Consider the following 22596-nt stretch of genomic DNA (forward strand, 5'->3'; position numbering starts at 1 on the left):
CGCCGGCGTGAACGCCGGCACGACGCCGCGCGTCCGCGCGTGGCCATCCATCGCGTTCAGGAGACGAAATCCGTGACCACGTACCCCTTCGCGCGCGCCCTCGGTGCCGCGCTGCTCGGCGCCGCGCTGTCGGTCCCGGCCCTGCCGGCGCTCGCCGGCATCAAGGACTACGCCTTCGAGCCGACCCGGACGGAGGCGAAGGTCGGCGAGACCATCCTCTCGGTGCGCCTCATGGACAAGCGCACCGGCAAGCCCGTTCCGGACGCGGTGATCTTCGCCAAGCGCATCGACATGGCGCCCGACAGCATGGACGAGATGACCTCGACGATCGAGCAGGTCCCGTCGACGGAGCCTGGCATCTACCGCTTCAAGGCGAAGCTCACGATGGCCGGGGGCTGGCGGCTCTCGCTGGGGGCGAAGGTCCAGGGCGAAACCGGCACCGTCGAGGACAGGCTCGTCTTCCAGGCGGTCAAGTGAGCCGCTCGGCATGGCTCGCCGGGATCCTCGCCGCGTTGGCGGCGGGGGGCACCGGGTACTGGGCGGGGCGCGATGGCAGCCCCGTTCCGGTCCTCGTCGAGCGCGCACGGACCGAGTTCGCCCACTGGCTGCCGACCGGCATGCCGGGTCCGCAGGCACCGGCGCCGCCGAAGGTCACGGGTCCGGTGGTCTACTACCAGGATCCGGATGGGAAGCCGGTCTACTCCGCGTCGCCGAGAACGACTGCGGAGGGGCACGACTTCCGGGCGGTTCGGGCCAGCGAGGACGTGCGCTTCGACCAGGCACAAGGGAGCGAGACGACATCCCCCGACATGGCCGGCCACGACGTGACCGGGCACGGCATGGCGGCGCCTGGAACGGCGGCGGCCGGAAAGCCCGACCGGGGCACGCGCAAGGTGCTCTACTACCGCAACCCGATGGGCCTGCCGGACACCTCGGCGACCCCGAAAAAGGATTCGATGGGGATGGACTACATCCCCGTCTACGCGGGCGAGGACGAGGGCGGCAACGTCGTGACGGTCTCCCCCGGCAAGGTCCAGCGGACCGGCGTCCGAACCGAAACCGTGGAGCGGCGGGTGGTGGCGCAGCCGGTGCGCGTGCCCGGTACCGTCGCCCTCGACGAGCGGCGCGTGACGGTCATCGCGACCCGGTCGGACGCGTACGTCGACCATGTCGAGGACGTCACCACCGGCGACCGCGTCCGCAAGGGCCAGCCGCTGGTCCACGTCTACTCCCCCGACATCAATTCCGCCGCCGCGCAGCTCATCGCCAACCCCGGCTTCGACGGAGCTCGGCGACGCCTGCAGAACCTCAACGTCTCCGAGGCCGTCATCGACGACATGGAGCGCACCCGGAAGGTGCCGATGGCCATCACTTGGTCGTCGGCCCGGGACGGCTTGGTGCTGCAGCGCTCGGCCGTCGAGGGCATGAAGGCCGCGGCCGGCGACACCCTGTTCCGGATCGGCGACATCTCGGTCATGTGGGTGCTGGCCGACGTGCCCGAGCGCGACCTGGCCGGGGTTCGCGCCGGACAGGCCGTGACCGTGCGCCTGCGTTCGGCCCCGGGCCGGACCTTCTCCGGCAAGGTCGGGGTGATCTATCCGCAGGTAAACCCGGACACCCGGGCCACGCGGGTGCGCATCGAGCTGCCGAACCCGGACGGCGCGCTCCTGCCGGACATGTACGCCGAGGTCGAGATCGCCACGGGGGCGGGCAAGCCCGTCGTGGCGGTGCCCGACGACGCGGTCATCGACACAGGTGCACGGCAGGTGGTGCTGCTCGACAGGGGCGGGGGGCGCTTCGAGCCCCGCGAGGTCAAGGTCGGGGTTCGCGGCACGGGCTACGTCGAGGTCCGCGAGGGCGTCGACGCCGGCGACCGGGTCGTCACGGCGGCGAACTTCCTGATCGACGCCGAGAGCAACCTGAAGGCGGCGCTTCAGTCCATGTCCGCCCCGAAGGCGAGCGACCGGCAGGCCTCGAACCTTGAGGGCAAGCCATGATCGCGCGCCTCATCGGCTGGTCGGCCCGCAACCTCGTCCTGGTGCTGGTCGGCACCGTGTTCGCCGTGGCCGCTGGCGTCATGGCGCTGCGAACGCTGCCGCTCGACGCCATCCCCGACCTCTCGGACGTGCAGGCCATCGTCTACACCGAGTACCCGGGCCAGGCCCCGCAGGTGGTCGAGGATCAGGTCACCTATCCTCTCACGACCGCCATGCTGACGGTCCCGAAGGCGAAGGTGGTGCGCGGCTTCTCGTTCTTCGGGGTCAGCTTCGTCTACGTGATCTTCGAGGACGGCACCGATCCCTACTGGGGCCGTAGTCGAGTGCTGGAGTACCTCAACGCGGCCGCCAGCCGCTTGCCGGCGGGCGTGACCCCGACCCTCGGTCCGGACGCCACCGGCGTCGGCTGGGTCTACCAGTACGTGGTCGTGGCCAAGGAGCGCACGCTCGCGGAATTGCGCTCCCTCCAGGACTGGGTGGTCCGTTTCGGGGCGTCGCGGGCCGAGGGCGTGGCCGAGGTCGCGGGCGTCGGCGGCTTCGTCAAGCAGTACAACGTCGTGGTCGACCCGAACCGCCTACGGGCGCAGGGGATCTCGCTCAACAAGCTCCGGGACGCGATCCGGGCGAGCAACGCCGACGTCGGCGGCCGCACGGTCGAGCTCTCCGAGTTCGAGTTCATAGTGCGCGGACGCGGCTACCTGCGGAGCGTGGCCGACATCGACAACATCGTCCTGAAGACCACCGGTGGTGCTCCCCTGCGGGTGCGGGACGTCGCCCGGGTCGAACTCGGGCCTGACGAGCGGCGGGGCATCACCGAGATGAATGGTGACGGCGAGGTCGCCGGCGGCATCGTCCTGCAGCGGTTCGGCGCGAACGCCCTGACCGTCATCGAGAACGCGAAGGCGAAGCTCGCGGAGGTGGCGAAAAGCCTGCCGGCCGGCACCGAGATCCTGCCGGTCTACGACCGCTCGCAACTCATCGACGCGGCCATCGAGACGCTGCGGCACACGCTTGTCGAGGAGAGCGTCGTCGTCTCCCTCGTATGCATCGTGTTCCTCCTACACGTCCGAAGCGCGCTGGTCGCCATCCTGATGCTGCCCGTCGGCATCCTGATGGCATTCGCCGGGATGAAGGCGCTGGGGCTGGGCGCCAACATCATGTCGCTCGGCGGCATCGCCATCGCGGTCGGCGCCATGATCGACGCGGCCATCGTGATGATCGAGAACGCCCACAAGCACCTGGAGCGGGCGCCGCCGGACAAGCCGCGGGTCGAGATCTTGGTCGAGGCGGCGGGCGAGGTCGGCCCCTCGCTGTTCTTCTCACTCCTCATCATCACCGTGAGCTTCCTGCCCATCTTCACCCTGGAGGGCGAGGAGGGGCGCCTGTTCGGGCCGCTCGCGCTCACCAAGACCTTCGCCATGGCGGCGGCGGCGCTCCTGTCGGTGACCCTGGTGCCGGCGCTGATGGTGTTGTTCGTGCGCGGACGGATCGTCCCGGAGCATCGCAACCCGGTGAACCGGCTCCTGATCTGGCTCTATCGCCCGGTCATCGCGGGCGTACTGCGGGCGCGGTTGCCCACGATCCTGCTCGCCCTCGGCGTCCTGGCGGTCACCGTCTGGCCGGCGCGCCAGCTCGGCTCGGAGTTCATGCCGGAACTCGACGAGGGGACGCTGATGTACATGCCGACGACCCTGCCCGGCATCTCGGTGACGAAGGCGGGCGAGTTGCTGGCGACCCAGGACCGGATCATCAAGTCCTTCGCGGAGGTCGCCTCGGTCTACGGCAAGGCCGGGCGCGCCAGCACCGCGACCGACCCGGCGCCGATGGAGATGGCCGAGACCATCATCAGCCTCAAGCCGAAGGCCGAGTGGCGCCCGGGCGTGACGCTCGCGAGCCTCAAGGCGGAGATGGACCGGGCGCTGCAGTTCCCGGGCGTCTCGAATGCTTGGACGCAGCCGATCCGCGCCCGCATCGACATGCTTTCGACCGGCATCCGGACCCCGGTCGGCATCAAGGTGCTCGGCACCGACCTCGGCGCCATGGAGAAGGTCGCCCGTCAGGTCGAGGCGGTGGTGCGCGACGTGCCGGGCACGTCGAGTGCCTACGCGGAGCGGGTCATCGGCGGGTACTTCCTCGACATCACGCCCGACCGGGAGGCGCTCGGCCGCTACGGGCTCATGGTGGGCGACGTCCAGGACGTGGTCGCCTCGGCTCTCGGCGGGCAGAGCGTCACCAACACGGTCGAGGGCCGCGAGCGCTACACCGTCAACGTGCGCTACCCGCGCGCCTTCCGCTCCGACCCGCGGGCCATCGCCGACGAGGTGCAGGTGCCGCTGCCGGCCGGCGGGACGGTGCCGCTCGGTGAGGTCGCGAAGGTCGAGCTCACCCGGGGGCCGACCTCGATCCGGACCGAGAACGGCCAGCTCGCGGTCTACATCTTCGTCGACCTCACGGGGCGCGACCTCGGCGGCTACGTGGCCGACGCGCGGGCCGCGGTCGACAGGGAGGTCAGGTTGCCCCAGGGCACGACCCTGCAGTGGAGCGGGCAGTACGAGTACCTGGAGCGCGCCGAAGCCCGCCTCAGGATCGTTGTGCCGCTGACGCTGCTCGTCGTGTTCCTGCTCCTCTACCTGAACTTCCGCCGTCTGACCGAGACCCTCATCGTCATGCTCTCGCTGCCGTTCGCGCTCGTCGGCGGCGTCTGGCTGATGTGGTGGATGGGCTTCAACATGTCGGTGGCGGTGGCGGTCGGCTTCATCGCGCTCGCCGGCGTCGCAGCCGAGACCGGCGTGATCATGCTGGTCTACCTCGACCACGCCCTCGACGAGGTCCGGGCAGGGTGCCGGCGTGAGGGACGCCCCCTCACGCGCGAGGACCTGCGGCAGGCCATCATGGTCGGCGCCGTCGAGCGGGTGCGGCCCAAGATGATGACGGTGGTCGCCATCATGGCGGGTCTCCTGCCCATCCTCTGGAGCACCGGTTCGGGCTCCGAGGTCATGCAGCGCATCGCCGTGCCGATGATCGGCGGGATGGTGTCCTCGACCGTGCTGACCCTCGTCGTGATTCCGGCCGTCTACGCGTTGGTGAAAGGTCGCGGGTTGCCGGAGGCCGCCGCGGAGGGTGCACGGATGCCTCTGGCGGCCGAATGAGGAATCAACAGGAGCGAATGATGAAGTCAGACATGATGCCGTCCCGGCGTGCCGTGCTCGCGGGCTTGGCGGCGGGAGTGTCGCTCGGACGACCCGTGATGGGGGAGAGCCTGCCGACCGTCGCCGTGACGAAGGACCCGAGTTGCGGCTGCTGCGCGAAGTGGGTGGACCACCTGCGACAGGCCGGCTTCACGGTGACGGTGACCGAGGGTCCCGTGAACCCGGTCAAGGCGCGTCTCGGCGTGCCGAGGGACCTCGCCTCCTGCCACACCGCTCTCGTGGACGGCTACGTGGTCGAGGGACACGTTCCGGCGGACGCCATCAGGCGGCTGCTGGCGGAGCGGCCGAAGGTGACGGGACTGGCCGTTCCGGGCATGCCGGCAGGGTCGCCCGGCATGGAGGTCGAGGGCAGGGAGCCCGACATCTACGAGGTGGTCCTGTTCGGGCCGGAGGGGCGCGGCGCCTTCGCCCGTTATCGTGGAGGCGCGCCGGCTTGAGCGCAGCCGTCGCGCGGGCGCTCGCCGTCACCGTACTCGTTCGGGGCGGTGAACCGACGTTGAGGCATCCCCCCAGGAGCCGATGCCCGGCTTCTCGCGGAGCTTGGTCGGCCGGCCGGTCCGCCCACCCTGGCCGAAGCGGACGGACGGCGTGGGGGGCGATTGTCCCGGGGACTGGGAAGTCGAAGCCAAGGATGCTGAAGCGCGACCGAGTTCCCATAGCTGCCGAAGCGGTGGAGCGATTACCGTGTCCGCCACAACCCGCCGACAAGTCCGAGGTTGGCGAGGCCGAGGATGAGCAGGAGCCACCAAAGGGCATCCGGGCTGGCGTAGGTCAGCACGAAAGCGCCGGCCGGCGGCGCTAGCGCCTGCGCGATCAGCCCCGGCCGTGCCAAGCGGCCGACGACCAGCGGATAGCGAACGGGGCCGAACAGGGCCAAGGGCACCGTGCCCCGCGCAATCGAATAGATGCCGTTGCCGCCGCCGTAGAGGACCAGCCAGACCCCGACGCCGGGCAGGCCGCCGGCGAGCAGCACCAGGCCGAGGGCGACGAGGCCAAGGGCTGCGGTCGGGGTCCACAGGGGATGGTGCCGGCCCTTGAACGACATTTCCGCGACGCGGGCGCCGACCTGAGCCGGGCCGATCAGCGCCCCGTAGGAGACGGCCGAAGCGAGCGCCACGCCCCGCGCCTGCAGGAGCGTCAGCAGGTGCACCGAAACAAGCGACATGATCGCGCCGCCGATTATCAGCACGCCGGCGAACAGCCGGAACGCCCGCCGTTCCTTCGCGGACAGCGGGCCGGTTCGGTCCTGGTGATGCCCCGCCGACGGCGGTGCCGGGGCCTTGGGGATCAGAAGGAGGACAAGCGGTAGCGTCACCGCGAGGTGCAGGCCGGCATAGGCCAGGCAGGCACCGCGCCATCCGAAATGCGCGACCAGGAAGGCGGAAAGTGGCCAGCAAACGGTGCTGGCGAACCCGCCCCACAGGGTCAGGGTGGTGATCGCCGGCCGCGCCGCCGCGCCGTAGAGCCGGCCGAGGGTCGCGAATGCCGGATCGTACAGGCCGCAACCCATGCCGAGGCCGAGCAGCAGCCAGCCGGCGAGGTAGACCGGCAGGATCGGAGCCAGCGCCAGCATGGTCAGCCCGGCAGCCAGCAGCAGCGCGGCCAGCGCCAGGATGGGCCGGCCGCCGTGGCGGTGGATCGCCGTCCCGATATGCGGCGAGGCGAACGCGGCGACCAGCAGGCCGAGTGACAGTCCGCCGACGACCCAGGCGAGCGGCCAGCCGGTGCTTTCGGCGACCGGGCCGGCAAGCACCGCCGGCAGGTAGAACGACGAGCCCCAGGTGAGGATCTGCACGACGCCGAGGGCGGAGATCACCGGCCAGCGGCGGGCCTCGGACACGGGCTGCCTACCGGGTGCCGAGAAGCGGCAGCCAAGCCGCCAGCGCCACGAGCGTGACCAGCAGCACGGGCGGGGTGATGACAAGCCCGACCTTCATATACTGGCCCCAGGTGATTTTCTGGCCCTTGCTGTCAAGGACGTGCAGCCAGAGCAGCGTGGCGAGGCTGCCGATTGGCGTGAACTTCGGGCCGAGGTCGCAACCGATCACGTTGGCATAGACCATTAGCTCGCGCGTCAGCGGGGACAGGTCCGGCGCCTGCTGGATCGAGAGCGCCCCGATCAGCACAGATGGCATGTTGTTCATCACGGACGACAGGATCGCCGCCGCGAAGCCGGTGCCGACCGTGGCGACCCACGGGCCATGGCCGGCGAGCCAGACCAAGCCCGTGGCCAGCTCGTCGGTCAGGCCGGCGTTCCGCAGGCCGTAGACCACGAGGTACATGCCGAGGCTGAACAGCACGATCTGCCAGGGGGCGCCGATCAGCACCTTGCGGATCGGGATGACCCTGCCCCGGTCGGCAAGCAGTAGAAGAACGGCCGCACCGGCACAGGTGACGGCCGCCACCGGCACGCCGAACGGCGCGGTGACGAAGTAGGCGAGCAGGAGCACGCCAAGCAGCGGGAACGCCGCCCGGAACACCAGCGGATCGCGGATGGCCCCGACCGGGCGCTCCAAGGCGGCCGCCGGGTAGGCCGCCGGCACGTCGCGCCGGAAGAAAGCCCAAAGCACCACCAGGGTCGCCGCCAGGGACACCAGGTTCACCGGCACCATGACGGCCGCATACCTGCCGAAGGTCACGTCGAAGAAGTTGGCGGAGACGATGTTGACCAGGTTGGAGATCACCAGCGGCAGGGAGGTGCTGTCGGCCACGAACCCGCAGGCGACGATGAATGCCAGCGCCGCCGCCGGCTTGAAGTCGAGCCGGAGCAGGATCGCCAGCACAATCGGCGTCAGCAGCAGCGCCGCGCCGTCGTTGGCGAACACCGCAGCGATGGCCGCGCCGAGCAACACGACAAGCGGAAAGAGCCGCCGGCCGGACCCACTGCCCCAGCGGGCGACGTGCAGCGCCGCCCAATGGAAGAAACCGGCCTCATCGAGCAGCAGCGAGATGATGATGAGCGCCACGAAGGTGAAGGTGGCGTCCCAGACGATATGCCAGACCACCGGAATATCGCCCGGATGGATCACCCCCGTGGCGAGCGCGACCGCCGCGCCTGCCAGCGCGCTCCATCCGATCCCGAGGCCCCTTGGCTGCCAGATGACGAAGACGAGGGTGACGAGGAAGATGGCGAGCGCGAGCATCCGGGCGTTTTCTTCTTATGGGTCGGGGTTGGGGTTCAGGCAGTGCCGACGCGGCGGCCGTGCTCGTCCACGACCCGCTCGCCATCCTCTTTGACGAACTCGCCTTGCTGCCCCGGCAGGAGGTCCAGCACGGCTTCGGACGGCCGGCACAGCCGCACGCCCTTGGGGCTGACCACCAGCGGGCGGTTGAGAAGGATCGGATGCGCCTCGATGGCATCGAGCAGCTGCGCATCGGTCAATGCCGGATCGCCAAGGCCCAGCTCGGCGAACGGCGCGCCCTTCTCCCGCAGTGCGTCGCGGACGGGCAGGCCGGCCCGGGCGAGGAGCTGCACCAGCAGCGCCCGGGCGGGCGGCGTCTTCAGATACTCGATCACATGAGGCTCGATTCCGGCGTTGCGGATCATCGCCAGGGTGTTGCGGGACGTGCCGCAGTCCGGGTTGTGGTAGATGATGACGTCCATCAAGCGACCTCCGGCCGGAGCGCGGTGGCACCGGCTTGTTGGCCGATCTCTCTGACTTTGGCCGACAGGGCCGCCTGGTCGAGGCTGCCGAGCGGCAGGGCGATAAAGGCCGCGATGCGGTTCTTCAGGTAGCGCTGCGCTGTCACGAAGGCGCGCTTGCGCTCGATCTCCGAGCCTTCCGCAGCGGCAGGGTCCTCGATGCCCCAATGAGCGGTCACGGGCTGACCAGTCCAGAAGGGGCAGGGTTCGCCGGCTGCGTTGTCACAGACCGTGAACACGAAATCCATCACCGGAGCACCGGGCGCGGCGAACTCGTCCCAGGACTTCGAGCGCAGCCCGTGCACGGGGTAGTCGCTCTCCCGTAGCGTCTGCAACGCCAGCGGATGCGGCTCGCCCTTGGGCTGGCTACCGGCGGAGTAGGACCGGAAGCGGCCTTGCCCATCCTGGTTCAGCATCGCTTCCGCCAGGATCGAGCGGGCCGAGTTGCCGGTGCAGAGAAACAGGACGTTGTAGACGCGATCAGGCATAGAGGGTGTCTCCGGGTGGGCAGTTGCAGGCGGCGAGGGCGGCGACGGCCGGGGTGCAGACCTCCGGGTGGCCCTGACAGCAGTCGCGCATCAGGAACTGGATCAGGTCGGACAGGGCCGGATAGGCAGCACTGTAGATGATCGAACGGCCCTCGCGCCGCGAGGCGACCAAGCCCGCATGGCTCAGCTCCTTGAGATGGTGGGATACGGTCGCGGCAGAGACGCCGACCGCCTCGGCCAGAACGCCGGAGGCGAGGCCGCCTGGTCCGGCGGTCACGAGCGACCGCACCAGACGCAGGCGGTGTTCCTGCGCCAGGGCCGCAAAGGCGGCGAGGGCTTGCGGTTCATCCATTTTCGTTACAATCTTCAAACGATATTTTGAACGTACAAGAAAGACGTCCCTTGGACAAGCTCAGCCAGCCCTTCAAAGATGGCCTGCCGAACCTCAGCCAAGCGCATTTCGAGGTGCCGACCCGCGACAGCCTAGACGCGGCGGCGCCGTTCACCCATGCGCCCCGCTTCCTGATCCTCTACGGCTCGCTGCGGGAGCGCTCGTTCAGCCGCTGCCTCGCGTACGAGGCCGCCCGGCTCCTCGAAGCCATGGGCGGCGAGGTGCGGATCTTCCACGCGGACGGCCTGCCCCTGCCGGACGATGCGACCGCCGACCACTTAAAGGTGCAGGAGCTGCGCAATCTCTCGATCTGGTCCGAGGGCCAGGTGTGGGTCTCACCGGAGCGGCACGGTACCCTGACCGGCGTGATGAAAAGTCAGATCGACTGGCTGCCCTTGAGCGAGGGCAGCGTGCGGCCGACCCAGGGGCGCACCCTTGCCGTGATGCAGGTCTCCGGCGGCTCGCAGAGCTTCAACGCCGTGAACGCCTTGCGCGTGCTCGGCCGCTGGATGCGGATGATCACCATCCCGAATCAATCGTCCGTGCCGATGGCCTACAAGGAGTTTGACGACGCGGGCCGGATGAAGCCGGGGCCGCTCTACGAGCGGGTCGTGGACGTGTGCGAGGAGCTGGTGAAGTTCACGCTCCTGACCCGAGAGCGGGCCGACTACCTGGTGGACCGCTACAGCGAGCGGAAGGAGCGCGCGCCGGAGCGGCTGAGCGCGGTGGCCGCCGACATTGGCTTTGTGAAGCGCTGAGACCAGTCCCGGGAAACAACCCGAGGAGCATGCCGATGCTGACCCTTGAACGCCCGCACACGATGGCACCGGCCGCCGCCAGCGACATACCGCTGGGTGCCCTGCGCGCTGCCTGCGATACGCAGCCGGAGACGCCCATGGGTGTTCAGTCACGCCAGGCGGACGATCCAACGCGGCTGCCACGTCGCCGAGGTGAAGGCCGAACGGTTCGCCGCCCTCGAACGCGGCGCAAGCCCGGAAGCTTGATCGGATACCCTCATCCTCTCCGGGACGTGACCGAGGGCGACCGCACGCAAATGACCGTCGGCAAGTTCGCCGCGATCATCCGCACGGTGTCCTAACACGTCGGCCCCGACCTGGGCGCCCGCCCGAATCGACGCCATTCCCACCTGGCGGGAGGCATTCCGCGACCCTTGACCTTCCCACCATGGGAAGCCCCATCTGTGCGGGACGCCACCACAGGGAGAGCGTCATGTACCGCTACAAGGTCGACAGGATGGGTTGCGGAGGCTGCGCCAAGTCCGTGACCCGGGCCATCGCCGGCATCGAGCCGGGCGCCCTGGTCGAGGTGGACCTCGGGGCCAAGCTCGTGACCGTGTCCGGCGCGACCGGCCCTGCGGACCGCATTGCCGAGACCATAGTCGCCGCAGGCTTCCCCGCCGAGCCGCTGAGCCCGACGGCGTGAGTCGGGGGGACGAGCCGCAACCAAACCCGAATGCGCGCATTCACGTCCCAGGGACGACGCCGTCCCTACGTTTGGGCCGAGGTTGGCGACCGGCATGGGTTTCGACCGGCATATCGTGCGTCTGATGGCGGCGATGATCCTCGCGATCATCGCCCATGTCGCGCCGTCCGCCGTCCAGGCTCACGAGGGGCACGTCCACTGCGGCCACCGCGGTCGCATGGTCTCGGATGCCGCCACGGCGTCCCTTCCCGCGGCGAACCCGGGTCTCGACAAGGCGTCGGGCATCGCCGAGTTGGCGGTGACGCTGTTGACCGCGCCTCGCCTACGCGTGACCACCGGCAAGTCGACGGCATCCGTTCGGGCGGTCGATGCCGACCGATGCTGCTGCCCCGGCCCCTGCAAGCGACGCTGCTGTGGGACGACGGTGGGCGGCACATTCGGTGTTTTTGCCGGACCCGCATCACCCGCCATGCCCATGTTTCGGGCGGCCATGTTAATCCCGGATAATGTCGCCGGACGCGCGGGTATCGCTCCCGAGGCGCTGCGCAAGCCCCCACGAACCCTCGCGTGAGATGAGGCGCGCCCGAGGCGCGCGACGCCCGAGGTGCGACCGCAGTCGTGGCGTGCACCGACTATCCCGTGGCGAGGCCCATCTCTCATCTCGCGTTGATCCGGCGCCGCTGACGTAGGGTCCCTCTGCCGCTGTCTCAGCGGGATGCTCGCCCACGCTCAGCACAAGGTCGGCGACGCCTCGACGAGCCTCGCCGCCGCGTGCCCTCATTGCAGACCCGCGCCTAGACATACAGAAATATTATAGACAATAAATTGAACGTAATCCGACGAATATGGTTATGGATCTGATCGCAATTCAGCAAAAACGCAAATTACGTCTATGTATTTGCTGAACTTATGGCAGCACCCATCAACTTAAGGAGAACAAGGATGCACAAAATGTCTGGCGAGATGCAATCTTGCATCGACGAGTGCCTGCGCTGCTATCAAAGCTGCCTTGGCATGGCCTCCAACCACTGTCTCCCCGCCGGCGGCAAGCACGTCGAGCCGGAGCATTTTCGCCTGATGATGGCCTGCGCGGAAATATGCCGAACCTCGGCGCACTTCATGCTGATCGGCCTGCCCGAGCACACGCACACCTGTCGAGCCTGCGCCGAGGTCTGCGAGGCCTGCGCGCGGAGCTGTGAGGCGGTCGGCGACATGCAGGACTGCGTCGCGCAGTGCCGCCGGTGTGCCGAGACCTGCCGGAAAATGACCGCTTGAACCCTGACGGGGCGGCCGAGCCGGCCGTCCCGATTGATCAATTGGAGGAGATGATCATGAACGTTCGTACCCTGACACTCGCGATGACCCTGGCGCTGACCGGCATCGGCGCGGCCCTCGCCGCGGATAACGACCATGGCTCCAACGACCACGGCTCCATGCAGGCCCCGTCGTTCGAGCTGCCCGCAACCTGCAAGGCGGCGTCGGCCGGCAAGGAGTCCTCGATGAAGGACATGCAGGGCCACATGTCGATGGCGATGCAGGGCATGTCCGGTCAGGCGACCGACACCCAGAAGGGCCTGCAGCACGCCATGATGCAGATGAACGGCCCGATGATGGAAGGCATGATGGCCGGCGACCCCGACGTCGCCTGGATCTGCGCGATGATCCCGCATCACATGGGCGCCATCGCCATGGCCCAGGTCGGCCTGAGGAACGGCGACAATCCCGAGGCTAAGAAGATCGCCGAGAAGAGCATCCAGGAACAGGAGAAGAGCATCAAGGAGCTCACTGCCTGGCTCGACAAGAACGCCCGTAAGGAAGGCAAGCAGTAAGCCTGAGAGAACCACTTGTCCGCGGCCCAAATCGCGTCCGCTCTCGCGGGCCGCGGAGATCGAAGTCGCGCGGAGGGACCGGTCATGAGCAATTCGTCGAAAACGCATCTCGCCCCGGCGGCCCGCGCCTGCTCCGAAGGACACGGGCATGACCACTCCGTCGCTTCCCATGCGCACGACCATGCCGGCATGGCCGCGGATGACGCGGGTGCGTCCCGCGTGAAGGACCCGGTCTGCGGGATGATGGTCGACCCGCACGCGACCGAGCACCGGGCCGAGCACGACGGGCATCCCTACTACTTCTGCTCGAACGGCTGCCGGACGAAGTTCGTGGCCGAGCCGGTCCGCTACCTCGACCCCGGCCAGTCCGCAGCCAAGTCCGACCCGGTGCCGGAAGGCTCGATCTACACCTGTCCGATGCACCCGGAGATCAGGCAGGTCGGCCCCGGGGCATGCCCGATCTGCGGCATGGGGCTTGAGCCGGCGATGGTCGGCGCCGACGACGGCCCCAGCGAGGAGCTCGTCGATATGACCCGCCGGTTCCGGGTCGGGCTGGTCCTGACCCTGCCGGTGTTCGTGCTGGAGATGGGCGGGCACCTCTTCGGCCTGACCGAACGGCTCGGGCAGCAGACCTCGAATTGGATCCAGTTCGCGCTCGCCACCCCGGTGGTGCTCTGGGCCGGCTGGCCCTTCTTCGTTCGGGCCTGGCACTCCGTCCTGTCTCGGAACCTGAACATGTTCACCCTGGTCGCCCTCGGGACGGGCACGGCCTACCTCTACAGCGTGGTGGCGACCCTTGCCCCGGGGCTGTTCCCGGAAGCGCTACGCGGGCACGGCGGGGCGGTGCCGGCCTACTTCGAGGCGGCGGCGGTGATCACCGTGCTCGTGCTGCTCGGACAGGTCCTGGAGCTTCGCGCCCGCGAGAGCACCGGCGGCGCGCTGCGGGCGCTCCTCGACCTCGCGCCGAAAACCGCCCGCCGCATCCGGCCCGACGGCGAGGACGAGGAGGTGCAGCTCGATGCCATCGCCATCGGCGACCGGCTGCGCGTGCGCCCCGGCGAGAAGGTCCCGGTCGACGGCGCGGTGGTGGAGGGCCGCAGCGCCGTCGACGAGAGCCTCGTGACGGGGGAATCGATGCCCGTCACCAAGGAGGTCGGCGGCGCGGTGATCGGCGGCAGCCTCAACCAGTCCGGCTCGCTCGTGGTCGAGGCGACCAGGGTCGGGCGCGACACCATGCTGGCGCGCATCGTCCAGATGGTGGCCGAGGCGCAGCGTTCGCGGGCCCCGATCCAGCGCCTCGCCGATCAAGTCGCGGGCTGGTTCGTGCCGGCGGTCATTGGCGTGGCGGCGCTGGCCTTCGCCGCCTGGATGGCGTTCGGGCCGGAGCCGCGCTTCACCTTCGCGCTCCTCGCCGCGGTGGCGGTGCTGATCATCGCCTGCCCGTGCGCGCTCGGTCTCGCGACGCCGATGTCGATCATGGTCGGCGTCGGTCGCGGCGCCGGGGCCGGGGTGCTCGTCAAGAATGCGGAGGCACTGGAGCGGATGGAGCGGGTCACGACTCTTGTGGTCGACAAGACCGGCACCCTGACCGAAGGCAAGCCGGCCGTGACGCGGGTCGTGGCGGCGGCCGGGTTCGACGAGGACACGCTCCTGCGCCTCGCGGCGAGCGTCGAGCGGGCGAGCGAGCACCCGCTCGCCCTGGCCATCGTGGCGGCCGCCGGGAAGCGCGGGATCGCGACCGGCCCCGTCGCGGATTTCGACAGCCCGACCGGGAAGGGCGCGCTCGGCACCGTTGAGGGCCGCCGCGTGGCGCTGGGCAACGCCGCCTTCCTGCAGGAGCAAGGGGTCGACGTATCGACCCATGCGACCGAAGCCGACGAACTCCGGCGTGACGGCGCGACGGCGATCTTCGCCGGCGTCGATGGCCGGGTGGCCGGCGTCATCGCCATCGCCGACCCGGTCAAGGCCACGACGGCCGAGGCGCTGGCGGCGCTTCGGGCCGAGGGCATCCGGGTGGTGATGCTGACCGGTGACAACCGCACCACCGCCGAGGCGGTGGCACGCCGGCTCGGCATCGAAGAGGTCGAGGCGGAGGTGTTGCCCGACCAGAAGGCTGCGGTGGTCGAGCGCCACAAGGCGGCCGGGCAGGTGGTCGCGATGGCCGGCGACGGCGTGAACGACGCCCCGGCGCTCGCGGCGGCGGATGTCGGCATCGCCATGGGCACCGGGACGGACGTCGCCATCGAGAGCGCCGGGTTGACCCTGCTGAAGGGCGATCTCCTCGGCATCGTGCGGGCACGGCGGCTGTCGCGGGCGGTGATGGGCAACATCCGCCAGAACCTGTTCTTCGCCTTCATCTACAACGCCGCGGGCGTGCCCGTGGCGGCGGGCATCCTCTACCCGTTCCTCGGCATCCTGCTCTCGCCGGTCATCGCCGCGGCCGCCATGGCGCTCTCCTCGGTGAGCGTCATTGGCAATGCCCTGCGCCTGCGGGCGGCCAACCTCGACCCTTCCTCGGCCCGCTAGGAGCGCGCATGTTCCCGACCTGGCTCCATGCCATCTCGATCGCCGCGCTGCTGCTCGGGGCGGCCTGCTCGCTGCTGCTGTCGGCGCAGGTGATCCGTCACCCGCAGCACATGACCGTGATGAACGTGGTCTGGCCGATCAGCGCCCTGTTCGGGACGGTGGTCGTGGTCTGGGCCTATTTCAGTTACGGCCGGCTCGCGACCATGGAGGCGCACCACGACGCGAAGGAGCGGGGCGAGAAGCCGCCGAACACGACGGGGATGCCCTTCCCGGTGATGGTCGGCAAGGGTGCGCTCCACTGCGGCAGCGGCTGCCTGCTGGGCGATGTCGCCGCCGAGTGGCTCGCCTTCGTGGTGCCGGCCGTCGCCGTCTGGTTCGGCTGGCACTCCCTCTTCGATGAGAAGATGTACGCGGTCTGGGTCCTGGATTTCGTGTTCGCGTACGCGCTCGGGATCGCGTTCCAGTATTACGCCATCGTGCCGATGCGCGGGCTATCCCCCGGCGAGGGTCTGGTGGCGGCCGTGAAGGCGGACACCGTCTCGCTGATCGCCTGGCAGGTCGGCATGTACGGCTTCATGGCGTTCGCCCAATTCTTCCTGTTCCCGCACTGGGCCGGCCAGCGCGCCCCGGTGAACTCGGTCGAGTTCTGGTTCGCCATGCAGGTCGCGATGGTGGCGGGATTCCTGACCAGCTACCCGGTGAACTGGTGGCTCGTCGGCTCCGGCATCAAGGAGCGGATGTAGGCCGGTCCGCGCCTATCGGCGGATCACGAGGAGCCAGAAGAGGACGGCGCACGCGTCCGCGAGCATGCAGATCCGGTATGCCGCCTCGTTCGGGGAAGGGCGCATGCCCGCCCCGGTTGCGGCGCGACAGCTCGGGCACCTCGTCGCGTCGGTGCGAACCGTCCGCCCGCAGCAACCGCACTTGGATAAGAGCATGGGCGCCCCTGCCGTCCCGTGCCGAGATCTCGCGGGCCGCCGCACCTCGGTGAGGCCCCTGCGTACGGGCCGACAGGATCACCTTCTGGTCGGCCGCGACGGTCCTGAATGGCTTCGTAGTGCGGCGAGGCAGGCCGACGAAGTACGTCTTCGGTGGTAGCGAGGTTTCCGGCGGCTCAAGGCGGGATGGCGGCTGCTGCCGCCGGCGGTTGGCACGCGACTCCGAGGCGTACGCATAACGGGTAACGTTATGCGTACGCGTTACACGATGGGGGCGTTCGCCGACCGGGCGTTCCTCAATCCGAAGGCCTCCCGCGGCCTATCTGTCCGGTCGCCTTCGGGTCCGGCTCGCGCTCGCGCCCACACCGAGCCTCCACGCGGACCGCGACCGTTTCTTCACCGCTCGCGGCGATGATACCGGTAACGGCTTGGGATGGCGGGCATGGTGACGGAGAACGGGGTCTGGACAGCCGCGGATCGGATACGGGCCAGGCCGGCACCGCCCGGTGGCACCAAGGAGCGGGTCTCGGTCCGCACGGTCCGGAGGGAGCTCGGCGGCGGGTCGTTCGGCGACATCGCTCGCGAGCTCAGGAAGTGGAAGGACAGGGAGGACTACCGGCCGGCCATCGAACGGGCGGACCTGCCGGAGGCGTTCGAGAGGCGGCTTACGGTGATCGGGCGGGAGCTGCTTGAGTTGGCCCGGGTCGAAGCGGCCCGGGCGGGTCTGGCGGACTTCGTCGGAGCCGAGGATTGCAGGGCCGCGGCGAGGGATCTGCTCGACGAGGCGCTGGACCGGGTCGATCTCTTGGAGGAGCGGGTCGCGGCGTTGCAGGTCGAGCTCGACCGGGTGCGGGCCGTCGGCACTCAGGCCGGCGGGGCCGCGCCGCCCGTTTCCGCCGCGGGAGAGGCGGACTCCCTCGCGCAGGGTCGCGCCGGGCCCGGGTTTGTCGATACCGCGCACGGGCTCAAGCTGGCGCGAGAGGCGAACGACTTCTGGGGGCAGGTGCGGGACGCGGTCGAAGCGGCGGTGCGCCAACGCGGCCCCATGGCGGTCCACCCGCTCCTGAGAGCGCTCCCGACCCGGCTCAAGCAGGAGGGCGAGCGGGCGGGTTTCCCGCTCACCGAGGCGTGGCTGCGCTATCACCTCCTGCGCCTGGTGCAGGACGGCAACGGGCTGACCCTCGTCGGCCATCGGTTCGGGCTGGCCGAGCCCGAGCCGGACGTCGCGGCGACGCCCGAGCCGCCACTCGCCGAGGCGGTCGCGGCGATGGGAAAGCGGCCGTTCTGGCGCTTGTTCATGCGGGAGGTCCACGCCCTTCTCGCCAGAGGCGGGGCACAGACGGCGGAAGGCATCCTCGGCGGCCTGGATCCTGAGTTGGTCGCGGCGACGGGGCGCTTCCAGAGGATCACGCCCCGGCTGCTCCGGTGGAAGCTGCGCCAGCGCATAGCGGAGCGGAGGCCGTTCGAGGAACTCCCGGACGAGCGCTTCGCCGCCCTCGTGGGCGAGGCTCCCTGGGACGGTGAGAGCCCGGCCGAGGCCCCGGCGGCGAGGGCCGGATGACGCCCGCGGCCGAGGCCCGCGGCGAGCGGGGCCACCGCGACGCGACAGCCGACTTATCCGACGCCCGCTCGAAGGCTACGCCGCGGGGTCCGGCCGCACCGGCGGAGTTCGTTGTCGTGGGGCCACCGGCATCCCGGCCGACGGCGGAACATCGGCCGCGCCGCGAACGTCTTCGGTGACCGTCGGGATCCGCGCGTGCGGTCCGGCGCCCTCGGAACCCGCGCCCGCGGCTGGACGCCCGATGACGACGGCGGCCACCCGTGACACGGTGCTCGCCCATCGCGCGATGGTCGGACGGCACCAGCGGATCGGGTCCAGGGCGTCGGCGTGGTGGTTGGTCGGTCCCTCGTCGAGGACGGCGCGATAGTGGCCGATGCGGTTGCGCGACCTCCGGACGCTCTCGGCCAGCCGCTGGAATGACGACCGAATCCCTCCGGCCGGCTTCGTCGCGCCGGTCACCGGGGTCAGCGCGGACGCCCGACGGGCTTAGCGATGGCGAGCACGCCCTTCAGGCCGCTCCCGAAGCGGGCGATCGTCTCCCGGTGCCCGCGCAGCTCGCTGTAGGGCAGGTAGCGCAGGTCGAGCTCGGCCACCCGCGAGAAGGCGGGCCGGGCGAACTGCGCGCGCACGTCCTCCTCGCGGTTGTCGGGCGCCACCAGGAAGAAGTTGCGCGCGGCCCCGCCCTCGACCCCGAGCGCCAGGTCGAGCATCCGCACGATGCCCGAGTAGATGCTCGTCGTGTGCTCGACCTCGAAGGCGGCCGCGACGTCGCCGTCCGCCTTGTCCAGCCAGATCACGTCGATGAGCCGGACCATCTCGGCCGACCCATTCGCCGTCAGCCGCCCGGGCAGGCGGTCGAGGCAGCCGTCGGACAGGCGGCCGGAGGCATAGGGGCGGTTGCCGTCGTTCGACGCGATCCAGACGTCGAAGCCGAGGGCGAGGCCGAGGTCGCGCAGCCAGCCCTGGACCTCGGTGTGGGTGTGGTCCGCCTCACGCGCGGCGAGCGCCGCCTTGGAGGCCGTGGCCGCGGCCTCCGCCCGCACTCGGTCGAGATCCTCGCGCCAGCGCGCCAGCGCGGCGGCCCCGTCGCGCTCCGGCAGCGGGTATCGCCCGGACCCGACGTCGAACAGGAAGCCCGCGATGGCGCCGTAATCGTTGGAGAGCAGGCCGCGATGGGCGGCGTTGAGGGCGACGATGCCCCGGCGCATGGCGAGGTACTCGTCCCACTTGCCGAGCTTCACATTGGCGCCGGCGATGGCGTTGTAGCCCTTCACGATGGCCGTGTTGAACGGGGGCACAAGTGTGGGGTGCAGGAAGTACAGCAGGTTCGCCGCGGCCGGACCCAGCCCCTTGATGCGTTGCCGGTCGAGGCCGTGGATGGCGGCCAGCACCCCGTCCTCTGCACTGCAGCACAGGCAGGCGTCGAGGAACCGGCCGAACGCAACCTGGTTGGCGCGGTCTTCGTAGATGTCGGGGATGCGCAGCTTAGGCTTCCAGAGGAATGCGTGGTCGGCGCCCTTGAAGACCTGGCGCTGCTCCGCGATGGAGTGGACCACCGTTTCCAAGGACGAGCCGCGATAGGCGTTGCCGAACGCGTCGGCCCGGATCTCGTCTATCACCGCCTGGAGGCCGCGCCGGATCGAGCGGAAGTTCTTGATGCGCTCCTCCCACAGGAACCAGGTCCGATAGGAGGCGCCGGGGTCCTCGCGCCAATGCCGGATCAGGTTGCCGATCCAGGCCTCGTCCGAGGGGCGGTGATCCGTCCCGGTCTCTTCCGTCAGGCGCATCGGCGCGGCATTCCCAAAATCCGGATTCGGGCCGGAGCATACCATCGCCGCCCCGATCGGCGCTGTCGTCGGCAAGTCTCAGCGGCGCGCCTCCGCCGGGCAAGGCCGCGCGGGCCCGGACGGGTCGCGGCGGTCGGAACGGCGCCGGTCGAGCGAAGGTTGCATGCCCGGTCGCGGACAACGGTCGATCAGGCCGACATCGACGCGGGACCGGCCGACCGCTCCCGATGCCCACCCTCATCGAGGAAGCCGATCAGGGCGTTCATCGCCGGATCGACCGCCCGGCAGACCAGTGTCGTGGCTTGGCGTTCCTGGGCGACCAGACCGGTCTGGATCAGACGGTGGAGATGATGGGAGAGCGTCGAGGCCGGGACATCGACGCGCCGCTGGAGGGCACCGACCGGCAGGCCGTCTCGGCCCGCCCGCGCGAGCGTACGGTACACCCTCAGGCGGGTCAGATTGCCGAGGGCCTCCAACTGTCGTGCCGCGAGTTCGAGCTCCATGGAAGCACCATGGAGACGCGGCACGGGGTGCGCAACCCTTATTTCTGTATATCTAGAACTATGGCCGCGGCATGGGCGTCCGACCGCGCGCGCCGACGCACGGAGGTTCCGCTCCCTCGTGACCGGCCGCTGCGTCCCTGCACGCTCGCCAGTCCCGCCCCATCAGCGCGGCGCGGTGCCGTGGGGCAGCGGATGCATCGGCACCGGCGCCGAGACCGGTCGCGAGGCGCGTGACAACGGTGACCGGCTCCATCCTCCGGCACGCCCGGCGGACCCGAACCACCTCCGGTGCCTCCGCCTGCCGGGGCGTCCGGCCGCGGCGCGGCATCCTCGATGCGGCGTCGCCTCGTCCCTCCCGGAGACAACCTGGGCGGCTCGACCGACCGCTCCCCGACCATGCCACAACCCCGTGTCCCGGCTTCCCGATCAAGCCGAAGGGTCGACGCCCGTAACGCGTCACGCATAACGATACCCGCTACGCGTTCGCCGAGACGCCGCGTCCGAGACGATTTCTGAGGCTCCGAAAGCCGGTCCTTCGCCGTGCGCCGGCTCCCGCTGCGACGCGGAAGCCGGTCCGTGCCGGCTCGCATCCCCCGGGCGCCCTCGCCGTGGGGCCCCGGGAAGCGGTCACGCGTCGTCCGGCTCGTCGCCGCGGTACGGCGACAGCCCGACGAGGACGCACGGGTCCAAGTCCCAGTCGTCGAAACCGGGGTCGAGCAGGCCGACACCGTCCGCCGACAAGGCGTAGAACGCCTCGTAGGGGTTCGCGTCCCGGTGCGGGGGCGCCGTCGGCGCCCGGTCGCGGGAGAGGTCGCCCTGTCCGATCCGGGCGCGGGAGAAGCCCGCCCCGGCGCGCGCCCGGCGGGCGCTTCCGGAGCGACCGGGACGAGCGGTCCCGGGCGAGGCGACGCGCGGCCGGGGCGCTGGCGAGAGGCGGTTCGGTTTCGTGCGGTTGATCATCGCTCTGGTCCTTTCCGTCAGGCGCGAAGGCGGGCGGGTTGCGTTGCGCGGAGGCGAGCGGTCGCCACCGGCGTCGGGCGGGCTTTGCGGATTCGGTCGCCCGCGGCCTCGGCGGTGCCGACGGGGGCGTCTCGGAGAACCGGGTCGGCCAGGGCGGCAGCGCAGTCGAGGAGCCGCTCGTGCAGGGCACGGTCCCGGGCCGGGGAAAGCGGCGACATGAGCGCGGCCAGGTCACCCGCCTCGAAGCGCTCGGCGTCCGGATCCGCCGAGACGGCGAGGAGGGTGGCGGCGAGCGCGACCGCCGCGTACCGCATGCCGCCGCCGAGATCTCCCGCGAGCAGCCGCATCTGTTCCAGCGGCGAGAGCCTCGGCAGCCGGAGGGGCAGGACGCGCGGGGCGATCCGCCAGGCCGGCTGGCCGAGCCCGCTGTCGCAGCGAAGGTGCCACGCCCCCGACGCGGTCGCGTGCAGGGCCTGGGCCGCGGTCAGCCGGCACGCCGTGGCCACGACGCGAAGGTGCCCGGGTTCGCCCGGACCGCCCTCGCGAAGCAGGTCCGTCGGCAGGACGGCGATCACGTCGCCTTCCGACCGTGCCGCCAGTCCCGACAGGACGGCCGCCGCGTCGCCGGGATCGGGGCGGAGCAGGTCGAACGAACCCGAGAGGCGTGCCAGGCCACAGGCCTGGGCGCCGTTGGCGCCGACGGCGACGACGGTGGGACGGGAGCCGGCGGCGGTCAGGCCGCCGGCCACCAACGCTGCGGCCAGGAGGCCGGTGCGGTCGTTGGAATGGATGGTCGCGATCACGGCGTCCTCCTTTGGGCCGATGCATCGAGGGAATCTTGCCATCTGTATTTCTGTAAGTCTAGAAATACAGAAATTACTGGTTATCGGATCCCTGGTCGCTCCCGGCGCACTGTCTATCGCGCGTCGCGCGGTCCCGCGCTCGTGCCGACCGCCGTCGGCGTCCCGCCCTCCTCGGGGCCGGGCCGCGGGCACGGCCCCTTGTCGCGTCCGTCAGCGCCCGCGAGATCCGCACCCGTCAATTCCTGAACTGCCTGAGGCGTGGTCCCCCCTTGCGACCCGGCCGCCGGCTCGTCCCGGCATCGGTGCTGACCGGGCGACCGTCGCGCCGAACCGGCGGTCACGGCGGTCGGTCAAGCCCGGCTCTCAGGGGCGCAGCGGGTCATCTGCGCGACGACGGCATGGGGCGTGGGGATCCAAGCACCGGCCGGCTTCGACCGCAGGTCGCCGCTCGGGTCGCCGGGCGCGGTCCGGACGTGTCACACGGGGCCCCGTGCCGGTCGCAGGAAGCGTACCTCCGG

General features: G+C 70.2%; 22 protein-coding genes. 13 read left to right on the forward strand and 9 right to left on the reverse strand.

Translation table 11 applies throughout. The features are described 5' to 3' along the window. Nucleotides 1–72 precede the first annotated feature (72 nt). The 4 genes from MFF04_RS13580 to MFF04_RS13595 are packed head-to-tail and all read left to right on the forward strand — an operon-like array spanning nt 73 to nt 5643. Nucleotides 73–477: a FixH family protein gene (locus MFF04_RS13580; RefSeq protein ID WP_050735155.1), complete on the forward strand. Its 405-nt coding sequence runs from the start codon at nt 73–75 to the stop codon at nt 475–477. Continuing rightward, nucleotides 474–1997 (forward strand): efflux RND transporter periplasmic adaptor subunit, encoded by a 1524-nt coding sequence (locus tag MFF04_RS13585; protein ID WP_050735109.1) that lies wholly within the window; start codon nt 474–476, stop codon nt 1995–1997. The genes MFF04_RS13580 and MFF04_RS13585 overlap by 4 nt, the downstream gene beginning before the upstream one ends. Then, on the forward strand, nt 1994–5146 hold the full coding sequence (locus tag MFF04_RS13590) for an efflux RND transporter permease subunit (RefSeq protein WP_050735110.1): 3153 nt from the start codon (nt 1994–1996) through the stop codon (nt 5144–5146). Before MFF04_RS13585 ends, MFF04_RS13590 begins: the two co-directional genes overlap by 4 nt. 20 nt (nt 5147–5166) lie before the next feature. After that, nucleotides 5167–5643: a DUF411 domain-containing protein gene (locus tag MFF04_RS13595; protein ID WP_050735156.1), complete on the forward strand. Its 477-nt coding sequence runs from the start codon at nt 5167–5169 to the stop codon at nt 5641–5643. Nucleotides 5644–5885: 242 nt separating this feature from the next. On the opposite strand, the gene MFF04_RS13600 is transcribed toward MFF04_RS13595, so the two are convergent. The 5 genes from MFF04_RS13600 to MFF04_RS13620 are packed head-to-tail and all read right to left on the reverse strand — an operon-like array spanning nt 5886 to nt 9689. Continuing rightward, entirely contained in the window at nt 5886–7046 is a 1161-nt protein-coding gene (locus MFF04_RS13600; RefSeq protein WP_050735111.1) for an MFS transporter, read from the reverse strand. Between the two features lie 7 nt (nt 7047–7053). Then, nucleotides 7054–8349, reverse strand: coding sequence for an arsenic transporter (locus MFF04_RS13605; protein ID WP_238276550.1), 1296 nt, complete (start codon nt 8347–8349; stop codon nt 7054–7056). 35 nt (nt 8350–8384) lie between these two features. After that, nucleotides 8385–8810: an arsenate reductase (glutaredoxin) gene (gene arsC / locus MFF04_RS13610; RefSeq protein WP_050735113.1), complete on the reverse strand. Its 426-nt coding sequence runs from the start codon at nt 8808–8810 to the stop codon at nt 8385–8387. Continuing rightward, nucleotides 8810–9337 carry an arsenate reductase ArsC gene (locus MFF04_RS13615; protein ID WP_050735114.1) on the reverse strand — a complete coding sequence of 176 codons (528 nt, stop codon included), beginning with the start codon at nt 9335–9337 and terminating at the stop codon, nt 8810–8812. The genes arsC and MFF04_RS13615 overlap by 1 nt, the downstream gene beginning before the upstream one ends. Continuing rightward, nucleotides 9330–9689 (reverse strand): ArsR/SmtB family transcription factor, encoded by a 360-nt coding sequence (locus MFF04_RS13620; RefSeq protein WP_050735115.1) that lies wholly within the window; start codon nt 9687–9689, stop codon nt 9330–9332. Before MFF04_RS13620 ends, MFF04_RS13615 begins: the two co-directional genes overlap by 8 nt. Before the next feature lie 50 nt (nt 9690–9739). Between MFF04_RS13620 and arsH the strand changes: the two genes are divergently transcribed. The 9 genes from arsH to MFF04_RS13665 all read left to right on the forward strand — a co-directional run bounded on the left by arsH (nt 9740) and on the right by MFF04_RS13665 (nt 18025). After that, nucleotides 9740–10486 carry an arsenical resistance protein ArsH gene (gene arsH, locus MFF04_RS13625; protein ID WP_050735116.1) on the forward strand — a complete coding sequence of 249 codons (747 nt, stop codon included), beginning with the start codon at nt 9740–9742 and terminating at the stop codon, nt 10484–10486. Nucleotides 10487–10521: 35 nt separating this feature from the next. Next, entirely contained in the window at nt 10522–10827 is a 306-nt protein-coding gene (locus MFF04_RS13630) for a hypothetical protein (RefSeq protein WP_124262909.1), read from the forward strand. A gap of 131 nt (nt 10828–10958) precedes the next feature. After that, nucleotides 10959–11171, forward strand: coding sequence for a heavy-metal-associated domain-containing protein (locus MFF04_RS13635; RefSeq protein WP_050735117.1), 213 nt, complete (start codon nt 10959–10961; stop codon nt 11169–11171). Between the two features lie 94 nt (nt 11172–11265). Continuing rightward, nucleotides 11266–11742, forward strand: coding sequence for a hypothetical protein (locus MFF04_RS13640; protein ID WP_050735118.1), 477 nt, complete (start codon nt 11266–11268; stop codon nt 11740–11742). Between the two features lie 371 nt (nt 11743–12113). Continuing rightward, the gene (locus MFF04_RS13645; protein ID WP_050735119.1) at nt 12114–12446 is read left to right on the forward strand and encodes a four-helix bundle copper-binding protein; all 333 of its coding nucleotides are present in this window, start codon (nt 12114–12116) and stop codon (nt 12444–12446) included. Then, complete coding sequence (locus MFF04_RS13650) at nt 12443–13000, forward strand: DUF305 domain-containing protein (protein ID WP_238276552.1); 558 nt, start codon at nt 12443–12445, stop codon at nt 12998–13000. The genes MFF04_RS13645 and MFF04_RS13650 overlap by 4 nt, the downstream gene beginning before the upstream one ends. Nucleotides 13001–13084: 84 nt before the next feature. After that, nucleotides 13085–15526: a heavy metal translocating P-type ATPase gene (locus MFF04_RS13655; protein ID WP_050735120.1), complete on the forward strand. Its 2442-nt coding sequence runs from the start codon at nt 13085–13087 to the stop codon at nt 15524–15526. An 8-nt stretch (nt 15527–15534) separates the two neighbouring features. Then, complete coding sequence (locus MFF04_RS13660; RefSeq protein WP_050735121.1) at nt 15535–16269, forward strand: DUF4396 domain-containing protein; 735 nt, start codon at nt 15535–15537, stop codon at nt 16267–16269. Between the two features lie 637 nt (nt 16270–16906). Beyond that, on the forward strand, nt 16907–18025 hold the full coding sequence (locus MFF04_RS13665; protein ID WP_050735158.1) for a DNA-binding protein: 1119 nt from the start codon (nt 16907–16909) through the stop codon (nt 18023–18025). A gap of 464 nt (nt 18026–18489) precedes the next feature. Here the strand turns inward: MFF04_RS13665 and MFF04_RS13670 are convergent, their stop codons facing one another. The 4 genes from MFF04_RS13670 to MFF04_RS13685 all read right to left on the reverse strand — a co-directional run bounded on the left by MFF04_RS13670 (nt 18490) and on the right by MFF04_RS13685 (nt 22078). Beyond that, nucleotides 18490–19812: a type II restriction enzyme NmeDI-related protein gene (locus MFF04_RS13670; RefSeq protein ID WP_050735159.1), complete on the reverse strand. Its 1323-nt coding sequence runs from the start codon at nt 19810–19812 to the stop codon at nt 18490–18492. 188 nt (nt 19813–20000) lie between these two features. After that, nucleotides 20001–20315, reverse strand: coding sequence for an ArsR/SmtB family transcription factor (locus tag MFF04_RS13675; protein WP_050735123.1), 315 nt, complete (start codon nt 20313–20315; stop codon nt 20001–20003). A 627-nt stretch (nt 20316–20942) separates the two neighbouring features. Then, entirely contained in the window at nt 20943–21275 is a 333-nt protein-coding gene (locus tag MFF04_RS13680) for a hypothetical protein (RefSeq protein ID WP_050735124.1), read from the reverse strand. Nucleotides 21276–21292: 17 nt separating this feature from the next. Next, nucleotides 21293–22078 (reverse strand): hypothetical protein, encoded by a 786-nt coding sequence (locus tag MFF04_RS13685; RefSeq protein ID WP_050735125.1) that lies wholly within the window; start codon nt 22076–22078, stop codon nt 21293–21295. Nucleotides 22079–22596 lie beyond the last annotated feature (518 nt).

This window comes from Methylobacterium jeotgali (assembly GCF_022179345.1).
Lineage (GTDB): Bacteria > Pseudomonadota > Alphaproteobacteria > Rhizobiales > Beijerinckiaceae > Methylobacterium > Methylobacterium jeotgali.

Excerpts from the sequence above, each read along its gene's own strand:
- MFF04_RS13590 (WP_050735110.1), top strand. The coding sequence starts at position 1,994 with ATGATCGCGCGCCTCATCGGCTGGTCGGCCCGCAACCTCGTCCTGGTG.
- MFF04_RS13595 (WP_050735156.1), top strand. The coding sequence starts at position 5,167 with ATGAAGTCAGACATGATGCCGTCCCGGCGTGCCGTGCTCGCGGGCTTG.
- MFF04_RS13605 (WP_238276550.1), bottom strand. The coding sequence starts at position 8,349 with ATGCTCGCGCTCGCCATCTTCCTCGTCACCCTCGTCTTCGTCATCTGG.
- arsC (WP_050735113.1), bottom strand. The coding sequence starts at position 8,810 with ATGGACGTCATCATCTACCACAACCCGGACTGCGGCACGTCCCGCAAC.
- MFF04_RS13615 (WP_050735114.1), bottom strand. The coding sequence starts at position 9,337 with ATGCCTGATCGCGTCTACAACGTCCTGTTTCTCTGCACCGGCAACTCG.
- MFF04_RS13620 (WP_050735115.1), bottom strand. The coding sequence starts at position 9,689 with ATGGATGAACCGCAAGCCCTCGCCGCCTTTGCGGCCCTGGCGCAGGAA.
- MFF04_RS13630 (WP_124262909.1), top strand. The coding sequence starts at position 10,522 with ATGCTGACCCTTGAACGCCCGCACACGATGGCACCGGCCGCCGCCAGC.
- MFF04_RS13635 (WP_050735117.1), top strand. The coding sequence starts at position 10,959 with ATGTACCGCTACAAGGTCGACAGGATGGGTTGCGGAGGCTGCGCCAAG.
- MFF04_RS13640 (WP_050735118.1), top strand. The coding sequence starts at position 11,266 with ATGGGTTTCGACCGGCATATCGTGCGTCTGATGGCGGCGATGATCCTC.
- MFF04_RS13645 (WP_050735119.1), top strand. The coding sequence starts at position 12,114 with ATGCACAAAATGTCTGGCGAGATGCAATCTTGCATCGACGAGTGCCTG.
- MFF04_RS13655 (WP_050735120.1), top strand. The coding sequence starts at position 13,085 with ATGAGCAATTCGTCGAAAACGCATCTCGCCCCGGCGGCCCGCGCCTGC.
- MFF04_RS13660 (WP_050735121.1), top strand. The coding sequence starts at position 15,535 with ATGTTCCCGACCTGGCTCCATGCCATCTCGATCGCCGCGCTGCTGCTC.
- MFF04_RS13665 (WP_050735158.1), top strand. The coding sequence starts at position 16,907 with ATGGTGACGGAGAACGGGGTCTGGACAGCCGCGGATCGGATACGGGCC.
- MFF04_RS13670 (WP_050735159.1), bottom strand. The coding sequence starts at position 19,812 with ATGCGCCTGACGGAAGAGACCGGGACGGATCACCGCCCCTCGGACGAG.
- MFF04_RS13675 (WP_050735123.1), bottom strand. The coding sequence starts at position 20,315 with ATGGAGCTCGAACTCGCGGCACGACAGTTGGAGGCCCTCGGCAATCTG.
- MFF04_RS13680 (WP_050735124.1), bottom strand. The coding sequence starts at position 21,275 with ATGATCAACCGCACGAAACCGAACCGCCTCTCGCCAGCGCCCCGGCCG.